The sequence below is a fragment of the Streptomyces sp. NPDC051555 genome (assembly GCF_044454405.1).
Lineage (GTDB): Bacteria > Actinomycetota > Actinomycetes > Streptomycetales > Streptomycetaceae > Streptomyces.
Genome location: NZ_JBITDP010000015.1, coordinates 1 through 18,046, shown reverse-complemented (window position 1 = coordinate 18,046; position 18,046 = coordinate 1). Strand labels below are relative to the sequence as shown.

The window sequence follows — 18,046 nt, the reverse complement described above, 5'->3', positions numbered from 1 at the left end:
GTGGCGTGGTCTGGGCGGGGGGGGGGGGTGGGGTGCCAGGCCCGCGGGGGGGGGGCGGGGGGGGGGGCGGGGGCGGCCCCGCCCCCCCCCCGGCCCCCCCCCCCCCCTCCCCCCTGTCCGGATGCCGGCTCGCGCCGGTCCTGCCCGTCAGACGGTCATCGGGGTACCGAGCGCCGCGGAAGCCTGCTGGACCGGGCTGAGCACGCGCGAGGGCGCGGCGGCCCGGGGGAGGTCGCGGCAGGTGAATCCGAGCTGGGTCATCGCCCGGACGACTTCAGCGGCGCTGAAGTCCCGTCGGTCCTGGCGGGTGATGACCTGGCCGACCTGCTTGACCGGGTAGGTACGGCGGCCGATGATCACGGACTGGTCGATGACCGGCTCGGGCTTGACTCCCTTCATCGACTCCAGGACACCGTTCTTGGTGAGGTCGAACGGGAAGCGGGCGATGACGCAGCGCATGGTTCCTCACAGGGAGACGTAGGGGACGATCGTGCGGCGGTGCGGCTGTTCAGCCTGCAGGGGCGAGGACTCAGGCCGCCGCGTCGAAGGCGGTCCGCCGTACGCTGGCGCGCCGGGCGGCCGAGGCGGGCCCGCGCCGGCCGCGGGAGGCCGTGCTGCGCTTGGGCCGCTCGGACACCGGTGCGGTGATGGTGACAGGGATGCCGGAGGGTGCCTGGGCGCCGGTGATGCGGTTCAGGGCCTCGTCTCCCGAGCGGACCTGGGTGGTCTGCGGGGTGATGCCCGCGGCCGCCATCAGGCGGGCCATCTCGCGGCGCTGGTTGGGGGTGACGAGGGTGACGACGCTGCCGGACTCACCGGCGCGGGCGGTGCGGCCGCCGCGGTGCAGGTAGTCCTTCGGGTCGGTCGGCGGGTCGACGTTCACGACGAGGTCCAGGTTGTCGACGTGGATGCCGCGGGCCGCGACGTTGGTGGCGACCAGGACGGTGACGTGGCCGGTCTTGAACTGGGCCAGGGTCCGGGTGCGCTGCGGCTGGGACTTCCCGCCGTGCAGGGCCGCGGCGCGGACCCCGTTGTCGAGAAGGTCCTGGGTGAGGCGGTCCACGGCGTGCTTGGTGTCCAGGAACATGATCACCCGGCCGTCGCGGGCCGCGATCTCCGTCGTCGTCCGCTGCTTGTCGGCGCCGTGGACGTGCAGGACGTGGTGTTCCATCGTGGTGACGGCGCCGGCCGAAGGGTCGACCGAGTGCACGACGGGGTCGGTCAGGTAGCGGCGGACCAGCAGGTCGACGTTGCGGTCGAGGGTGGCGGAGAACAGCATCCGCTGACCCTCGGGACGCACCTGGTCGAGCAGGGCGGTGACCTGCGGCATGAAGCCCATGTCGGCCATCTGGTCGGCCTCGTCGAGGACGCTGATCGCGACCTGGTTCAACCGGCAGTCACCACGGTCGATGAGGTCCTTGAGGCGGCCGGGCGTGGCGACGACCACTTCGGCACCGGCGCGCAGTGCGGCGGCCTGGCGGTAGATGGGCATGCCGCCGACCACGGTGGCCAGGCGCAGCTTGACCGCCCGGGCGTAGGGGGTGAGGGCGGCGGTGACCTGCTGGGCGAGCTCACGCGTCGGTACGAGGATCAGCGCGAGCGGCTGACCCGACTCGGCGCTCTGGCCGGCCGTACGGGCCAGCAGGGCGAGGCCGAAAGCGAGGGTCTTGCCCGAGCCGGTGCGGCCACGGCCGAGGACGTCACGGCCCGCGAGGGTGTTGGGCAGCGTGGCGGCCTGGATCGGGAACGGCGTGGTCACGCCCTCACGGGTGAGCGTGGCGAGCAGCTGGGCCGGCATGTCGAGGTCGCCGAAGGCCTCGACGGCGGGCAGCGCGGGGGTGATCGTCTTCGGCGGTGCGAACTCGCCCTGGATCGCGGCGGGCCGGCGGCCGTATCCGCCCGAGCGGCTCGGGGCTCCGGAGCGGCTCTGGGGCGAAGAGCCGAAGCGGCTGCCCCGGCCGGAACCGGCGCCGTTACCGAAAGCGGGGCCGCCGGTGCGGCCGCGGGAGGAGCGGTTGTTCGTACGCGTGGGGTTCATGCGGAACCTTCCTTGATACGGCACGTATCAAGGAATTCCCGCAGCGTAGGAGCCGCGCAGGGAATTGCGAGAACGGGCCGAAATAGAATACAAAAGCGGATCTGGCGGACAGATAATCTGTACGGGCTCAGGCGCTGGAATGAGGTGGCGTCAAGTGGACGCGAAAAACAAATAAATCGACTCGGATGCAGCCCGGAGCGGGCCGGTCGGTCGAGTGTTCTCATGCTCAATGCCGCGGGTGAACGCACCGCGGGAAATGCATGCAGCTGGGGCCCACACCCCGAGGGATGCGGGCCCCAGCTGCAGAACGCGTGTCAGCGCTTAGGCGGGAACGATGTTCTCGGCCGTCGGGCCCTTCTGGCCCTGCGCGATGTCGAAGGTGACCTTCTGGCCTTCCTGGAGCTCGCGGAAGCCCTGGGCGGCGATGTTCGAGTAGTGGGCGAACACGTCAGGGCCGCCACCGTCCTGCTCGATGAAGCCAAAACCCTTTTCCGCGTTGAACCACTTCACGGTACCAGCAGCCATGTCAATCTCCTTTGGGGCAATACAGCAGCGTCTGCACTGTGCGGACGCCGTGTCGCCGCGATGATGCCCCGCCCGGAAAATGACCGGGAAATACAAAGCGCTTCCATGTGGAATGAATTCCGGCTGGAGGCGCTTGAAGTTCTTGGGTACCAAAACTGCAACCGAGATCGACAGTAGCACGCCGCGGTGGCTCGTGCGTGTTGAATACTTCCGTCGGCGGTGCTGCGGTAGAAACTCTCCCCACTGGGTGCATTAAATCCTTAGGCCGCGGTGATAGATATTGATTCGCCCCGAGCGTAGTGTTTTTGCGTGCTCGGCGGGGCGCCGCGTGCCCGCGCGTACGGGGGTGGTGCGCCGGCGCGGAGCCTTCAGGGAGTCGAGCCGGCTGAGGAGGCGGGCGTCAGGCGGTCAGGGCCGCAAGTTCCGCGTCGGCGCGCTCGGTGACCAGGGCCAGGACGCGGCCGGCGGCGGCCAGGTCCTCGGCGGGTATCCCGCCCCAGACGCGGGCGCCGATGGGGGCGGTCTCCGCGACGGCGGCGGCGAGCAGCTCGCGCCCCGCATCCGTGGGGCGAAGGTGTGCGCCGTCCGCGACGAGCAGTCGCTTGGCCAGCAGTTCGTCGAGAGTGGCGCGGATGTCGGCCGGATCGGCCTTGAGGGAGCTCCGGACCTGGGTGATGAGATCGTCCGGAGTCTGGGGGGTGTCGGCGGTGACGGCGGCGCGCAGGACGACCTGCTGCTGGAAGGTGACGCCGTGCCGGGCCAGGACGTGCTCCAGGACGCCGCGGGCGGCGTAGTGGGCCAGGCCGAGGGCGCGGGCGTCGGCGAGGGGTGCGGTGGTGGTCATGGTGATGTCCCCTTGGTGCTCTCGTCGTTCGGTACGGATGGAGCGAAAGGCACGTCGAGCAGGGTCGCCAGCTCGTCGGTGAACGCGCGCGTCCGCGGGGCGTCGAGGCCGCCGAGCGGCTCCAGCAACTGCTGATGCAATTCCTGCACGACCACCATGGCCTGCCGCGTGACGGCCCGGCCCTGCTCGGTGAGGGCGAGTTGTACGGCGCGCGGGTCGCGGGGATCGCGGGTGCGCTCGATCAGGCCGGCCGACTCCAGGGCGCGCGCCAGCTTCGAGACGTACAGCGCCTCCAGGCCGGTGTGGTCGGCGAGTCGGCGCTGACTGGGCCGCTCACCGGCGCGCTGCATGCCGTGCAGCGACGCGACCAGTGAGTACTGCGCGTGGGTGAGACCCAGCGGAGCCACCGCGCGATCGACCGCGACGCGCCACTTGTTGGCGAGCCGCCACACCAGAAAACCGGGCGTGGGGCCCAGCGGAACCTTGCTCATGGCAAATACAGTACATGGCTACTATGTCCATGGCTACTATTTTGACGGAGCGGCAGCGGGCCTGTAGTCACTCGACATCGAGTAGTGCCCGGGCCTCAACCCGGCGCCCCATGGGGGAAGTTGTGGTGCGCGAAGGGCAGGTAGGCCCTGAGAGGTCCGGGCAACGAAAAAGCCCCAGGTCGCTGACCTGGGGCTTCGTTATGGAGCGGATGACGGGAATCGAACCCGCGCTATAAGCTTGGGAATCTATGGCGCGCAGCGCATCTGCATGGCCTCTGAGCTGCGCAAACACCCTGATGGGCGACCTGTGGCGAGGGTCCGTCCTGCCCCGTGGTGACCGTTCACCCCTCCGAAGGGCACGGATGGGGCACGTATCCGTCGGCTTGACGCCGTGGAACCTTCCGGCTGTTAGGGGGACGCGGACCTGAAGTTCCCGTACCGAGGCGCCAGACCCTCTTCACGTGTGCGAGGGGTTCAGCCGTGCTCTTCCTCTTCGGACTCCATGCGGCGGATTCCTTCGTGGGTGAGGGTGACCATCGCCGGGGTGTTGCCTGGTTCCCAATCGACGTTGATCAGGCCTTCGCCCGCCAGGTAGGTGCAGGCGGCGGCCAGGTCCTGTTCCGGTACGTGGAGGTCGCGCCGTAGCTGTGCTCCGGTGATGCCGAGGAGGCGGTTGCCTTCGACGGCTTCGTACAGGACCCGGAGCACCTGGTCGCGGTAGGTCTTGCGTTCGCGCAGTGTGGCCATGACCGCGTCCTTTCGTGTGTGGGGGTGGACTCCGGGGTCCGTAGGGGTCTCAGGTCTCGTCGGAGTGGGCGCCGGTGCCGACGGGGGTCCGGCTGGCGGCCAGCCAGGTGCGGGCGGGGCCGGCGGGTGTTGCCGTGTCCACGGTGAGGTGCAGGCGGGTGTTGCCGTCGAGGGCGGGGTAGCTGCGCTGTTCCGCGCCGGCGAAGCAGTCGCGCAGTGCTTCTGCGACTGCTCGGGCGGCTTCGGGTGTGTGCGCGATGATCCGGACCTCGGCGTGTCCGAGCGACGGCAGTGCCTGGGTCTCTATGTACTTCACGTGGGCGTGTTCCCTTCGTAGTGGGCGGAGGATTCGGCGGGTGGGCGCGGGGCGCCCACCCGACGGCCCCGGTCAGGAGGAAGGCGCGTTCCTCACCGGTCGGCATCCGCGCGATGGGCTCGACGACTGGTGCCGTCCGGTAGACCGGGAGGTCTCGGTAGGGGCTCGCTGAAGTGGTGGGCTGCGATCCGCGCGGTGTGCTGGGCATTGAGCAGGTGGATCAGGCGCATGCCGATGCCGGTCATGAGGATGATCACCGCGATCAGGACGATGGTCTGCACGGAGCTCACCTCCAGCCGTTTCCGGGCAGCGGGAGGGCGCGTCGGTCGATCGGATCCCCGAAGGGGGACATGCAGGCCCCGCCTTCGCTCTCCCAGCCGGATTCCTGGCGCTGGGCGTCGCGGATGCCGCGCCCGATGGCGGCTTCGTTCGTCATCAGGACGCTCGCGGTGAGGAGGCTGCCGGGGATCGCGGCGGCGAACATCAGCCGGGCCGCGGCGGCGGGCTCGGTCTCGGGCGGGACGACGAGGAGGTCCCAGCGGCCGACGGTGTAGGAGAGCAGGATCAGCTTGTCGGGGTCCTGTTCGGTGAACCAGCCCACGTGCAGCGTCTGCTGTCCGGTCACGGGAATCGTGTGCGGGATGACGGGCCAGCGGGTGGGGTTCACCGTGACGCGGGTGATGCGCCCCCAGGGCTCTGCCAGGGCGGCGACCAGCGCGGGTAGCTCGGTTTCGAGGTCACGGGAACGGGGCCACCAGGCACCGTCCAGCCGACCGACGAGAGCGGTCTTCGGCGTGAGGGACAGGCGTGCCGGGGCGAGGGGAGCAACCACGCGGGATTCAGCGTGGGCAAGGGTCGTAGTCATGTCGCGGACCCGTCCCCGGGCCGTTCGCGAACGGCCCGGTGCAGTGATCGCCGGAAACGACGTCCGCGTGTGGCGGGTGTGCGAAATACTCCCGGTCTCTCCACCGTACTCCGGTCCGAGGTCCCGTTAGCCGGTTCTGACCAGGTATTTTCCGGCAGCGGCGATGAGGTTGGTGAATGGCGTCACTGCGGGGGCGAGCGGAGTACCGTCAAAGGACGGGGGTATTTCCCCGCTCAACAGCCTTTTCGACGTCGCTGCGGCCGTCGGAGGGGCGTCGCCGTACCGCGAGACAGGCGAACTCGTCATGGCCGCATCCGACACCCCCGTCCCCGTCCCTCTGAAGCTCCTCCCGGACGCGATCCACCAAGCCGTCAAGCCCGGCACCGCCCTGCTCCGGCTGGAGACGACACAGTCCCGCCAAGGGGTGCTCGACGGCGCCTGGTGGCCGCGCTCCCGAGACGTCGCGACCGAGCTGCCCGCCCTGATCACGGCACTGACCGGGCACCTCGGGCCCATCACGAGGGTCGGCCTGGACGCCACTGCCTGGCAGGACATCCCGACCCGCCTGGTCATCGACGACCAGGTCGTGCGCCTCGACTCCGACCCGGTCGGCGACGACACCGTGCTCATCACCCGCGGCCACAACGACCACTTCGCCCTGCTGGTGGTCCCCCCGGACACCACCGCCGATGCCGCTCGCGAAGCGATGGCCCGCGCGGTCCGCGCCGACAACATCACCCAGGCCGCCCAGATCCTCATCGCCCCCACACCCGACCCTGCGGACGCGTAGCCCGGGAGTGGCGTGACGGCAGGCTGAAGCGAACTGAGACCAGGAAGGGCGCCGTCCCTCTGGGCTGGACGGCCTGTTCTTCCTTCTGACAAGCGGCATCGTGGTGTTTCTGGCGGCCGACCACCGGCCGCCTCGTTGCTCGTGCAGAGGTGCGGGGTCGGCTGTGGGGGAGGGAGGATGGGAGGCGCCGGGAGTTGCGGCCGACAGTGGCGCGGGCAGGAGTCTGCCCGGGACGCCAGGCCCGGGCAGCGGGTGGAAGGAGTCCCGGGATGCGCGCGACCGAATCCTTCCCGGCCTACCCCGGCCAGCCATCGGATGGTGATTCCCCCGAGCCGGGGGGACTACTGGATGTTCTGAAGGTCGCGGCTGTGGTCCTCGACGCGAACGGCCGGATCACGCTGTGGAGCCCGCAGGCCGAGGAACTGTTCGGATACTCCTCGGATGAGGCTCTCGGCCGGTTCGCGGGCCGGCTGCTGGTCCACGAGCAGCACCTGGAGCTGGTGGTCGACCTGTTCGCGCGGGTCATGGCGGGCGGGGCGAGCTGGGCGGGCGTCTTTCCCGTGCGGCACAAGGATGGCGGCACTCGGCTGGTGGAGTTCCGGAACATGCGGCTGGAGGACGGCCGGAAAGGCGTCTATGCCCTGGGCCTGGCCACCGACCAGGTGACGTTGCGGCGGGTGGAGCGGGATCTGGCGCTGTCCACTCGGCTGATTTCGCAGTCTCCGATCGGGCTGGCGGTGGTGGACACCGATCTGCGGTACGTGACCGTCAATCCGGCGCTGGAACGCATCAACGGCCTTCCGGCCGCCGAGCACGTCGGCCGGAACGTCCGAGAGGCATTGCCCTTTCTGGACGCCGGGGCCATCGAGTCCGCGATGCGTGAGGTTCTGGCCGACGGAATCCCGATCCTTGACCGTGAGTCCACGGGGCGCACCCCGGCCGACCCGGACCGAGAGCACGTGTGGTCGGTGTCCTTCTACCGGTTGGAGTCTTCCAACGGGAAGGTGCTCGGCGTCGCGACCTCCGTCGTCGACGTGAGTGAGCGGCATCGCGCCACGGCCGAGGCAGCCGGGGCCCGGCAGCGCCTCGCGCTCGTAGCCGAGGCGTCCATGCACATCGGGACCACGCTCGACCTTGACCAGACCGCGCGCGAACTCGCCGAGGTCTCAGTGCCGGAACTGGCCGACGTGGCCGCGGTGGACGTGCTCGACAGCATCCTGCACAGCCGTGCGGCCGTTTCCGTACACGAAGGGTCAGCGGTGTTCAGGGCCCTGGCCGTGGCTGCCGCGTACCCCACGGACGCGGTGGATGCGGCCGATCCGCCGGGTGAGGTGGCCCGCTATGACGCCGACCGGCTGGTCACCCGGTGCGTGAACACCGGCCGCGCGGTACGCGTGCCCCACGTGGACGCCGATGACCTGATCCTCATCGCCCGCAGTCCCGAAGCCGCCGGCATTCTGGCCGCCGCGGGACTCCACTCCTACCTGGCCGTGCCGCTGATCGCCCGCGGCGAAGTCCTCGGCGCCCTCGACCTCAAGCGCCTGCGCAATCCGGAACCGTTCACCGCCGACGACGAGGTCCTGGCCGGCGAGCTGGCCGCGCGCGCCGCCGTGTGCATCGACAACGCCCGCTGGTACCAGCAGGCACGCAACACCGCCCTCACCCTCCAGCGCAGCCTCCTCCCTCAGGAGCCACCGGACCCGCTCGGCCTGGAGATCGCCTACCGATATCAGCCCGCCCAAGCGGCGGACGAGGTCGGCGGCGACTGGTTCGACGTCATCCCCCTGACGGGCGACAAGACCGCCCTCGTCGTCGGCGACGTCATGGGCAGCGGCATCAGCGCCGCCGCAACGATGGGCCAGCTCCGCACCGCCACCCGCACATTGGCCGAACTCGACCTCGACCCCGCCCAGGTACTGCGCCATCTCGACCGCATCACCGACCGCATGGGGCAGACCATCACCACCTGCATCTACGCCGTCTGCGACCCCAGCCACACCCGATGCCTCATCTCCAACGCCGGGCACATGCCCCCTGTGTTGATGCGCCCCGGACGGCCGCCCGAACTGCTCGAACTGCCCACCGGCGCCCCCCTCGGCGTCGGGGACGTCCCCTTCGACACCACCACGATCGATCTGCACCCGGGCGACCAACTGGTCCTCTATACCGATGGCCTGGTCGAAACCCGCGACCAGGCCATCGACGAGCGCCTGAACGCTCTCCTTGCCCTCCTCGCAAAGCCGCCGCGATCCCTGGAGGAGACCTGCGACATGCTCCTCCACGCACTGCGCCACCCCGGCGACCACGACGACGTCGCCCTGCTCATCGCCCGGGTCCAGCACTGATACTCCCGCGGCCGGGCTCTGGGTGTGTGGACGAGGGGTGCTCTGGTCAGAGCGTCTCGTCGTGCAGGTCTTCTTCGCGCAGCAGGTCGTCCTCGCGGCGACGCGAGGTCTCCTCCTCGCCCTGCTTCTTCCCCTGCTTCTGTCCCTGCTCGCGGGACGTCCTGCCCGGCTGGGGGTGCGCGGGGTCTCCGGCCCGACGGTGCTCCTGCGCCTCGCTGCCCTTGCCCGGCTCCTTGCGCTTGTCCTGCCTACCGCCCATGACGGCGACTCCTCTTGATGCGTGGGGTACGGATTCCTCTCGGATCACGCTGACACGCACAGTGACGGTCTGCATCATGTCGCCCACGAAGCGGGGCACACGGGTGATGTCGCGACCGAGCTGCCCGCGACCTCCTGCCAGGTACGCGGGTACGCAGTACGCAGGTCCGTAGGCGCGGGCTACGACGCCGCCGCAGGCTGATCCCGAAGCCTCAGCGGCGGAGGTACTGCTCGACCGCCGCGGCGACGGCCTCGGGGGATTCCTCCGGGGCGTAGTGGCCCGTGTTCGGGAGTACCTGGAGCTCGGCGTTCGGGTACCACTGCATCCACGTGGCCCGGATGGCCTCGGGGCCGAGCGCGGGGTCGGCGGCCCCGGCGAGGAGGAGTACCGGGGTCGGATTGTCCTGCACCCGCTCGTGGAAGTCGGCGCGCGCCCAGGAGTCCAGGTAGGCGCGGAAGGCCGTTGCCGAGGAACGCTCCACGGAGCGGCTGACCATGGCGTCCAGCCAGGCGTCGTCGTGCAGCCCGCCGGTGGTGTGGTCGATGATCGCCCGGCGGTTGCCCGGATTCTGCGCGGCGCCGGCGAACAGCTCCCACATCTCCCCTCCGAGCGGGAACCCGGACGCGGGCACCGCCGAGATGCCGATGATCGAGCGGATCCGCGACGGGGCGTTCAGCTGCATCAGCTGGGCCGCCTTGCCACCCATGGAGTGGCCGATGACCGAGAAGGACTCCCAGCCCAGGTGGTCGGCCACGGCGAGGGCGTCCTCGGCGATCTCCTCCATCGTGAACGCGCCGTCGGTGTCGATCGCCTCGCCGTACCCGCGGCAGTCCAGGAACGCGTAGGTGAAGGCGTCCCCGTTCACGTGCTCGCGCATCGGGTCGAAGCTCGACCGGTCGCCGAACCAGTTGTGGAGCAGCAGGGCTCGTTCGGAACCGCTGCCCAGCACGTCGTGCGGAATGACCTGTCCTGTCACAACATCCCCTGATCGTGAGATGGCCGTGCACGGAGGCCGGCGGTCACCGGCGATCAAGTCTCGCGATCTCCGCCGGGCCGGGGCAACGCGACACACCCGGTGGAGCGGGCGTTCGCTGGCGAGCTGAACTCGGCGGGGGAGGGAAAGAGTTGCTGGCGAAATGTACTCCGCGGCCAACGAAGAAGGCCCAGGTCGGTGACCTGGGCCTTCTTGGAAGAGCGGATGACGGGAATCGAACCCGCGCTATAAGCTTGGGAAGCTCATGTTCTACCATTAAACTACATCCGCACAGCGGGCCAATTACTGGGTTCCGCATCGTTGCACACTGTACCCCATGATCCCTTGTCGGTGAATTCAGCCTGGTGGGGGTGGGGCGCATCGGGGGTACCGGCGGCTGTGGGGGCGGGAGTTGGGGCGTACCTTAGGGGTGCGGAGCGGCGACTGGAGTGGGTCTTGTTCATCCCCTAATGTGGCGATTCGTCGCAGCACGGCTCGTTGGGGAAAGGGACTCGATGGAGCACACCGTCGTCCGTTGTGCCGAAGGGCATGTATTCAGCACCGCTACGTTCCCGATGCAGCATCTCGGGGCCGGTCGGATCGGTCCGGGGCGGCTCATCCGGTGTCCGCGGTGCGCGCGACTGCGGCACGCGGTGCCCGTCGGTTCGCCGAAGCGGTAGCGGGAGCGGTAGGAGCGGACGGACGCGCGCGGGCGCACTCGATTGGGGGTGGCCCGCGCGCTCTGCGTATCCTCGGGACGTGCTTCTCTCCGACAAAGACATCCGTGCCGAGATCGACAGCGGACGGGTTCGCATCGACCCGTTCGAGGATTCGATGGTGCAGCCCTCCAGCATCGACGTGCGGCTCGACCGGTTCTTCCGGGTGTTCGAGAACCACCGTTATGCGCACATCGACCCCGCCACCGAGCAGTCGGACCTGACCCGGATGGTCGAGCCCGACGGCGACGAGGCGTTCATCCTCCACCCGGGCGAGTTCGTGCTCGCCTCGACGTACGAGGTCATCTCGCTCCCCGATGACATCGCCTCCCGACTGGAGGGGAAGTCCAGCCTGGGCCGCCTGGGGCTGGTGACGCATTCGACCGCCGGCTTCATCGACCCCGGGTTCTCCGGGCACGTCACGCTGGAGCTGTCGAACCTCGCCACCCTGCCCATCAAGCTCTGGCCCGGCATGAAGATCGGGCAGCTGTGCCTGTTCCGGCTCAGCTCGCCCGCCGAGTTCCCGTACGGCAGCGAGCGCTACGGCTCGCGCTACCAGGGGCAGCGCGGACCGACGGCGTCGCGGTCCTTCCAGAACTTCCACCGCACCCAGGTGAGGCACCAGGCATGAGCGAAGTACGCGAGAACCTCGACTACGAGCGGTTCGGCCGCGCCGTCCGCGAGCTGGCGCAGACCATCGCCGACGACGGTTACGAGCCGGACGTCATCCTCAGCATCGCGCGCGGCGGCGTCTTCGTGGCGGGCGGGCTGGCGTACGCGCTGGACTGCAAGAACATCCACCTCGTGAACGTCGAGTTCTACACCGGCGTCGGCACCACGCTGGAAATGCCCGTCATGCTGGCGCCCGTGCCCGAGGCGATCGACTTCACGAACAAGAAGGTGCTGATCACCGACGACGTCGCCGACACCGGCAAGACGCTCAAGCTGGTGCACGACTTCTGCCTCGACCACGTCGCCGAGGTCCGCTCCGCGGTCATCTACGAGAAGTCGCACTCGCTCGTGAAGTGCGAGTACGTGTGGAAGAAGACCGACGAGTGGATCAACTTCCCCTGGTCGGTCGAACCGCCCGTCGTGAAGCGCGAGGGCCAGGTCCTCGACGCCTAGGCGTGCGCAGACGTGAGACGTGACAGGAGGGGCCCGTACGCAGTGCGTACGGGCCCCTCCTGGGTTCCCGCGCGTGCGCGGGGTGCCGGGCGGCAGAGGCCGCCTAGATGGTGCCCAGCTTGATGATCGAGAGCAGGGCGATCAGCTGGATCGCGGACGCGCCGAGGGCCTTCGGCCACGGCAGGTCGTGCGACTTGCTGATCATCGAGGTGAAGAGGGCTCCGGCGATCACCCAGGTGGCCCAGCCGAGCACCTGCACGAGGACGTTGTCGCCGCCCAGGAACAGGGCGAACAGCAGGCGCGGGGCGTCCGTGACGGACATGACCAGCATCGACAGGCCGATCGTCGGCTGCCACGCGCCGTCGCCGCCGAGCTGGCGGGCCAGGGTGTGCGTGACCGCGCCCAGGATCAGGCCGCAGAGGACGAAGGCCACGGCCGAGGTGAGGACGATCGGGACGGCATTGGCCAGCGTCGCGCTGATGACGTCCTTGCGGGCCTTGTCGAAGCCGAAGACCGCGAGCAGGCCGTACAGGAAGGTCACGATCAGCGCCGGACCCCAGACGGGGTAGTCCCGCATCTGGAGGAAGGTCGGGCCGGGCTGCATGACGATGCCCCGCAGCAGGTCCTTCCACCCCAGTCGCGGACCGGTCGGCCCGAGAGGGGCCTGGGCCGCGCCCGCGTGGTAGGTCCCGCCCTGGTTGTACGGGTCCTCGCCGACGGCGAAGGCCTGTGTGTACCCGGGGTTGTCCGCGTACGAGCCCCCGCCCTGACCGCCTTGGCCGCCGTAGCCCTGACCGCCGTAGCCGTCGTGCCCCTGACCGCCCTGACCGCCCTGACCGCCCTGGCCGCCCGCGTACGGAGGCCCGCCCGGGGCGCCCGAGCGGGGGTCGAAGTACTCCGGCTCGCCGTGGCCCCCGGGCGACGGCTGCGGCCACTGCTGCTGTGGCGGCGGTCCTGCCGGGGGATGCGGCTGCCGACCGTACGGCGGCTGTTGCTGCTGCCCGTACGGCTGTTGTTGCTGCGGGGGTTGTTGCGGAGCGCGGTTGTTGTCCCTGCCACGTCCGATCCTGAATCCTGCCACGTGACCGAACGTACCTGGTCCGGCGACCGGCGGTGTGCGGCCGGCCGGAACCGGGGGCCTTTGCGGCTGACCTGTGACATCCCCTAGGGGAACCCCGGGGGGCTGGCCCCAGGACCGGTTTACACGGCTGCGTCGCACTCTGTGGGCGCTCGTTACATTGCCTACCTAATACGCACATATGTCCCCCGTAGCTTCGGATGTAGCCCGACGCCCGAAGTCCACGAGGAAGAGCCGACCCATGCGCAGCACCCGCCGAAGCCCCCGTCGCCACACCCTCCGCGCCGCCGCTGTCACCGCCGGGGCGGTCGCCGTCCTGGCCCTGCCGGTGGGCGCGGCCTTCGCCGACTCACCGACCGCCCCGGACGCGGAGGTCCTGCCCGGCGTCGAGCAGCCGGTCACCGACCCGACCCCGGAAAAGCCCGTCACGCCGACTCCCGTCACGCCGACTCCCGACAAGCCCGTCACGCCGACCCCGGACAAGAACACCGACAAGGGCGCGTTGCGCGCGTTCGTGACCACGGTCAAGCTCGCCGACGGCTCGGTCGCCAAGGTCTACAAGATCGGCGACCAGCACTTCGAGGCCGACGTCTTCGCCGGCTCCACCAAGCTGGCCACGCTGGTCAGCAAGGACGGCAAGCCCGGCTACGGCCAGCACAACGGCATGCACGTCGTCCTCCAGCCGAACGGCACCGTGACCTCCTGGATCGAGGGCAAGGGCAAGGACCAGGACCAGGGCAAGAAGAAGGACGAGAAGAAGGACGAGAAGAAGGACGAGAAGAAGGAGGTCCGCAAGGAGACCTCCGTCCGGATCACGATGCCCGACGGGCGGATCGCGAAGCTGATCGACGGTCCGCACGGCAAGCGCGTCGAGCTGTTCATGCCGAACGGCGACTTCCTCGGCTCCATCGACCTCAAGAACCCCAGCGAGGTCAAGGACGGCTGGACCTACAAGCTGGTCCGGGACGGCCACCGCGTGAAGTTCGTCGTCATCGACGGCAAGAACGGCGGCAGCAGCTGGGTCTACGACTTCGGCGGCAAGCTCATCGAGAAGTACACGGCGGAGCAGAAGCCGCAGCAGCAGGAGAAGCACCCGGGCACGTCCGACCGGGTCGTGCCCAGGGGCGGCGTGAAGGCGGGCGCCGAGGGCGTCACCTCGCAGGCCGACGCGGGCGGCCCGGCCCTGGTCGCCGCGGGCGGTGGCATGGCCGCCATCGGCGCCGCGGGCCTCGGCTTCGCGATGTTCCGCCGCAACCGCGCCGACCGGCAGCGCTGAGCCCGCCCGCGGGCGCACATACGGCGGCGGGGGGGGGCCCCCCCCCCCCGGGGGGGGGGGCCCCCCCCCCCGAATGGGGGGGGGGGGGCGCGGGGGCGCGCGGCGGCGCCCCCCCCCCGCGCCCGCCCCCCCCGCGGCCCCGCGGCGGGGCCCCCCCCCCCCGGCCCCGGGCCCCCCCGGCCCGGCCCCCCCCCCCCGCCGCCGTATGTGCGTGCGGGTCCGCGGGTCAGCTCGCGGGCTCGGCCTCCGGCTCCGGCTCCGGCGCCGCGGGGATCCGTACGGACTCCAGCAGCAGCTGCGCCACGTCGACGACCTGCACCGACTCCTTCGCCTGGCCGTCGTTCTTCTTGCCGTTGACCGAGTCGGTCAGCATGACCAGGCAGAACGGGCACGCGGTCGAGACGATGTCGGGGTTGAGGGACAGGGCCTCGTCGACGCGCTCGTTGTTGATGCGCTTGCCGATCCGCTCCTCCATCCACATCCGCGCGCCACCGGCGCCGCAGCAGAAGCCCCGCTCCTTGTGGCGGTGCATCTCCTGCTGGCGCAGGCCCGGCACGGCCGACATGATCTCGCGCGGCGGCGTGTAGACCTTGTTGTGGCGGCCCAGGTAGCAGGGGTCGTGGTAGGTGATCAGGCCGTCGACCGGGGTGACCGGGGTGAGGCGGCCCTCGTCGATCAGGTGCTGGAGCAGCTGCGTGTGGTGGATGACCTCGTACTCGCCGCCCAGCTGCGGGTACTCGTTCGCGATGGTGTTGAAGCAGTGCGGGCAGGTGGAGACGATGCGCTTCGCCGACTTCGGCTTCTTCGTCGACGGATCGTCGTCGTCCTCACCGAAGGCCATGTTGAGCATGGCCACGTTCTCCTGGGCGAGCTGCTGGAACAGCGGCTCGTTGCCCAGACGGCGCGGGGAGTCACCCGTGCACTTCTCGTCGCCGCCCATGATCGCGAACTTGACGCCCGCCATGTTCAGCAGCTCCGCGAAGGCCTTCGTGGTCTTCTTGGCCCGGTCCTCCAGGGCGCCGGCGCAGCCGACCCAGTAGAGGTAGTCGTACTCGGAGAGGTCCTCCGCGTCCTTGCCGATGATCGGGACGTCGAAGTCCACCTCCTTCGTCCACTCGACGCGCTGCTTCTTGGCCAGCCCCCAGGGGTTGCCCTTCTTCTCCAGGTTCTTGAGCATCGTCCCGGCCTCGCTCGGGAAGGCGCTCTCGATCATGACCTGGTAGCGGCGCATGTCCACGATGTGGTCGATGTGCTCGATGTCGACCGGGCACTGCTCCACGCACGCGCCGCAGCTGGTGCAGGACCACAGCACGTCCGGGTCGATGACGCCGTTCTCCTCGGCGGTGCCGATGAGCGGGCGCTCGGCCTCGGCCAGGGCGGCCGCCGGTACGTCCTTCAGCTGCTCCGGGGTCGCCTTCTCGTTGCCCTCCATGTCCTTGCCGCCGCCCGCGAGCAGGTACGGCGCCTTGGCGTGCGCGTGGTCGCGCAGGGACATGATCAGGAGCTTGGGGGACAGGGGCTTGCCCGTGTTCCAGGCCGGGCACTGCGACTGGCAGCGGCCGCACTCGGTGCAGGTGGAGAAGTCGAGGATGCCCTTCCAGGAGAACTGCTCGACCTGGGAGACGCCGAAGACGTCGTCCTCGCCCGGCTCCTCGAAGTCGATCTCCTTGCCGCCGCTCGTCATCGGCAGGAGGGCGCCGAGCGCCGTGGAGCCGTCGGCGTTCCGCTTGAACCAGATGTTCGGGAAGCCGAGGAAGCGGTGCCAGGCGACACCCATGTTGGTGTTGAGGGAGACGACGATCATCCAGATCAGCGAGGTGCCGATCTTGATCATCGCGGTGAGGTAGATGAGCGTCTGCAGGGTGCCGACCGAGAGGCCCTTGAAGGCCAGCACCAGCGGGTACGAGAGGAAGTACGCCGGCTCGTAGTGGTCGACCTGGTGGATCGCGCCTTCGAGCCCGCGCAGGGTCAGGATCGCGAGGCCGATGGTGAGGATGATGTACTCGACGAAGTACGCCTGCCAGGCCTTCGAGCCCGCGAAGCGCGACTTGCGGCCGGCCCGGGAGGGCAGGCTGAGCAGCCGGATGGCCATCAGCACGAGGATGCCGAGGATCGTCATCACGCCGATGAACTCGATGTACAGCTCGAACGGCAGGAACTCGCCGATGATCGGCAGCGTCCAGTCCGCCTGGAAGAGCTGGCCGTAGGCCTGCGCGAGCGTCGGGGGCAGGGTCAGGAAGCCGATCGCGACGAACCAGTGCGCGAAGCCGACGATGCCCCAGCGGTTCATCCGGCTGTGGCCGAGGAACTCCTTGATCAGGGTGATCGTGCGGTCCTTCGGCCGGTCCGTGCGGCTGCCTGCCGGTAGGGGTTGGCCGAGCTTGACGAACCGGTAGATCTGCGCCACGGCTCGGGCGAGCAGCGCGACGCCGACCACGGTCAGGACCAGCGACACGATGATCGCGGCGAGTTGCATGGGAAGGCTCCTCGGGCGGGCCAGGGCGGGCACTCGGGCACTTACTAAGCAGTAACTTAGTCAGTCAAGCCTTGAGATTACCCATTCCCCGAGCCGCAATGTAGCCGAGCGTGCGGTGATCTGTGTCGCTCAGGCCACCCTTTGCGGCGCGGGCTCCGTCCGGGGGTCGGTGGCGGGTGCGGGCGGGGGGCTCGCCGGGGGCCTCGGGCCGGCCGTGCGGACCACCGCGCGGGGGGTCTGCGCCAGGATCGCCAGGTCCATCCCGAGCCAGTGGTTCTCCACGTAGTGCCGGTCCAGCAGGTCCATCTCCTCCCAGGGCAGGTCCGAGCGCGCGCTCACCTGCCACAGGCCGGTCATACCGGGCCGTACGAGCAGCCGCTCGGGGTGCTCCGCGTGGGCGAGGGGACGGGGGCCGACCAGTGACATCTCGCCGCGGACCACGTTCAGCAGCTGCGGGAGCCCGTCCAGGGCCCAGCGGTCCAGGGCGGCCCCGAGTCGGCGGCCGTCCGTGCGGAAGCGCCAGGTGCGGAAGGTCCGGCCGCCGAGGCCGGCGCGGGTCTCCCGTACGAAGGCGCCCGCGCGCGGGGTGGCGGCGTACAGCAGTGCGGCCACCGCGCCCAGGGGGAGGGCCAGCAGGGTCAGCAGGAGCAGCGCGCCGAGGAGGTCGACGACCCGTTTCGCCGGTGGGGCGGCGGGGAGGGGGAGGGGTGGCAGCAGCGGCATGGGGGCACCGTGCCGTACGGCTCCCGGTGGGGGGTGGGGGCGCGCGGGGGGTCCCCGTCGGGTCCCCCGCTCGGCCCTGCCCCCGCCGCGGGCCTCCGCCCCGAACCCCGCGCCTCAAACGCCGGCGGGGCTGGATGTGGCCCGGCGGGGCCCGCTTCGCCCCCGCGGGCCTGCGCCCCGCACCCCCACGGGGCTCCGCCCCGGACCCCGCGCCTCAAACGCCGGCGGGGCTGGATGTGGCTCGGCCCGGCGGATCTGGCTCGGTGGAGCTGGATGTGGCGCGGCCGGGCCGGCCGAATCAGCCTGCCCGGCGTTTGAGGGCCTGCCGGAGGCCGGATCAGCCCGCGCGGCGATTGAGCGCACCCCCCCCCGCCCCCCCCCCCGGGCCCCCCCCCGGCCCCCCCCCCCCCCCCCCCCCCCCCCCCCCCCCCCCCCGCCCCCCCCCGCGCCCCCCCGCCC

At 70.3% G+C, this 18,046-nt stretch carries 19 protein-coding genes and 1 tRNA gene; 5 read left to right on the top strand and 15 right to left on the bottom strand.

What is annotated here, in order from left to right:
• Positions 1–147: 147 nt before the first annotated feature.
• The 9 genes from ACIBEA_RS27230 to ACIBEA_RS27190 form a co-directional block, all read right to left on the bottom strand.
• A complete protein-coding gene (locus ACIBEA_RS27230; protein ID WP_399265260.1) occupies positions 148–459 on the bottom strand; it encodes an SCO5918 family protein in 312 nt (103 codons plus the stop codon).
• Positions 460–529: 70 nt separating this feature from the next.
• Positions 530–2,038 carry a DEAD/DEAH box helicase gene (locus tag ACIBEA_RS27225; protein WP_399265258.1) on the bottom strand — a complete coding sequence of 503 codons (1,509 nt, stop codon included), beginning with the start codon at positions 2,036–2,038 and terminating at the stop codon, positions 530–532.
• Between the two features lie 321 nt (positions 2,039–2,359).
• Positions 2,360–2,563, bottom strand: coding sequence for a cold-shock protein (locus ACIBEA_RS27220; RefSeq protein WP_020133169.1), 204 nt, complete (start codon positions 2,561–2,563; stop codon positions 2,360–2,362).
• Between the two features lie 400 nt (positions 2,564–2,963).
• Entirely contained in the window at positions 2,964–3,407 is a 444-nt protein-coding gene (locus ACIBEA_RS27215; RefSeq protein WP_399265256.1) for a MarR family transcriptional regulator, read from the bottom strand.
• Complete coding sequence (locus tag ACIBEA_RS27210) at positions 3,404–3,898, bottom strand: MarR family winged helix-turn-helix transcriptional regulator (protein WP_399265254.1); 495 nt, start codon at positions 3,896–3,898, stop codon at positions 3,404–3,406. The genes ACIBEA_RS27215 and ACIBEA_RS27210 overlap by 4 nt, the downstream gene beginning before the upstream one ends.
• A gap of 474 nt (positions 3,899–4,372) precedes the next feature.
• Complete coding sequence (locus tag ACIBEA_RS27205) at positions 4,373–4,645, bottom strand: hypothetical protein (RefSeq protein WP_399265252.1); 273 nt, start codon at positions 4,643–4,645, stop codon at positions 4,373–4,375.
• Positions 4,646–4,694: 49 nt separating this feature from the next.
• A complete protein-coding gene (locus tag ACIBEA_RS27200) occupies positions 4,695–4,961 on the bottom strand; it encodes a hypothetical protein (RefSeq protein ID WP_399265250.1) in 267 nt (88 codons plus the stop codon).
• A 92-nt stretch (positions 4,962–5,053) separates the two neighbouring features.
• Entirely contained in the window at positions 5,054–5,242 is a 189-nt protein-coding gene (locus ACIBEA_RS27195) for a hypothetical protein (RefSeq protein ID WP_399265248.1), read from the bottom strand.
• 5 nt (positions 5,243–5,247) lie between these two features.
• On the bottom strand, positions 5,248–5,826 hold the full coding sequence (locus ACIBEA_RS27190) for a DUF5994 family protein (RefSeq protein WP_399265246.1): 579 nt from the start codon (positions 5,824–5,826) through the stop codon (positions 5,248–5,250).
• Positions 5,827–6,130: 304 nt separating this feature from the next.
• Here ACIBEA_RS27190 and ACIBEA_RS27185 point away from each other — a divergent pair, with 304 nt between their 5' ends.
• Positions 6,131–6,616 carry a DUF5994 family protein gene (locus ACIBEA_RS27185; RefSeq protein ID WP_399265244.1) on the top strand — a complete coding sequence of 162 codons (486 nt, stop codon included), beginning with the start codon at positions 6,131–6,133 and terminating at the stop codon, positions 6,614–6,616.
• A gap of 269 nt (positions 6,617–6,885) precedes the next feature.
• Complete coding sequence (locus ACIBEA_RS27180) at positions 6,886–8,961, top strand: SpoIIE family protein phosphatase (protein ID WP_399265242.1); 2,076 nt, start codon at positions 6,886–6,888, stop codon at positions 8,959–8,961.
• Between the two features lie 46 nt (positions 8,962–9,007).
• Here ACIBEA_RS27180 and ACIBEA_RS27175 read toward each other — a convergent pair whose 3' ends face one another.
• The 3 genes from ACIBEA_RS27175 to ACIBEA_RS27165 form a co-directional block, all read right to left on the bottom strand.
• The gene (locus tag ACIBEA_RS27175; RefSeq protein WP_399265240.1) at positions 9,008–9,220 is read right to left on the bottom strand and encodes a hypothetical protein; all 213 of its coding nucleotides are present in this window, start codon (positions 9,218–9,220) and stop codon (positions 9,008–9,010) included.
• A gap of 211 nt (positions 9,221–9,431) precedes the next feature.
• Entirely contained in the window at positions 9,432–10,196 is a 765-nt protein-coding gene (locus ACIBEA_RS27170; RefSeq protein ID WP_399265239.1) for an alpha/beta fold hydrolase, read from the bottom strand.
• A gap of 217 nt (positions 10,197–10,413) precedes the next feature.
• Positions 10,414–10,484, bottom strand: a tRNA-Gly gene (locus ACIBEA_RS27165).
• A gap of 468 nt (positions 10,485–10,952) precedes the next feature.
• Between ACIBEA_RS27165 and dcd the strand changes: the two genes are divergently transcribed.
• The gene (gene dcd / locus ACIBEA_RS27160; RefSeq protein WP_399265237.1) at positions 10,953–11,540 is read left to right on the top strand and encodes a dCTP deaminase; all 588 of its coding nucleotides are present in this window, start codon (positions 10,953–10,955) and stop codon (positions 11,538–11,540) included.
• A complete protein-coding gene (locus tag ACIBEA_RS27155; protein WP_354383399.1) occupies positions 11,537–12,034 on the top strand; it encodes a phosphoribosyltransferase in 498 nt (165 codons plus the stop codon). The genes dcd and ACIBEA_RS27155 overlap by 4 nt, the downstream gene beginning before the upstream one ends.
• 103 nt (positions 12,035–12,137) lie before the next feature.
• On the opposite strand, the gene ACIBEA_RS27150 is transcribed toward ACIBEA_RS27155, so the two are convergent.
• Complete coding sequence (locus tag ACIBEA_RS27150; RefSeq protein WP_399265234.1) at positions 12,138–13,115, bottom strand: Yip1 family protein; 978 nt, start codon at positions 13,113–13,115, stop codon at positions 12,138–12,140.
• Between the two features lie 238 nt (positions 13,116–13,353).
• Between ACIBEA_RS27150 and ACIBEA_RS27145 the strand changes: the two genes are divergently transcribed.
• Positions 13,354–14,388 (top strand): hypothetical protein, encoded by a 1,035-nt coding sequence (locus ACIBEA_RS27145; RefSeq protein ID WP_399265232.1) that lies wholly within the window; start codon positions 13,354–13,356, stop codon positions 14,386–14,388.
• Positions 14,389–14,614: 226 nt separating this feature from the next.
• Here the strand turns inward: ACIBEA_RS27145 and ACIBEA_RS27140 are convergent, their stop codons facing one another.
• Together ACIBEA_RS27140 and ACIBEA_RS27135 are read right to left on the bottom strand one after the other, a co-directional pair.
• Positions 14,615–16,864, bottom strand: a complete 2,250-nt coding sequence (locus ACIBEA_RS27140; protein ID WP_399265230.1) for a (Fe-S)-binding protein — start codon at positions 16,862–16,864, stop codon at positions 14,615–14,617.
• A 129-nt stretch (positions 16,865–16,993) separates the two neighbouring features.
• A complete protein-coding gene (locus ACIBEA_RS27135; RefSeq protein ID WP_399265228.1) occupies positions 16,994–17,587 on the bottom strand; it encodes a sugar transferase in 594 nt (197 codons plus the stop codon).
• Positions 17,588–18,046 lie beyond the last annotated feature (459 nt).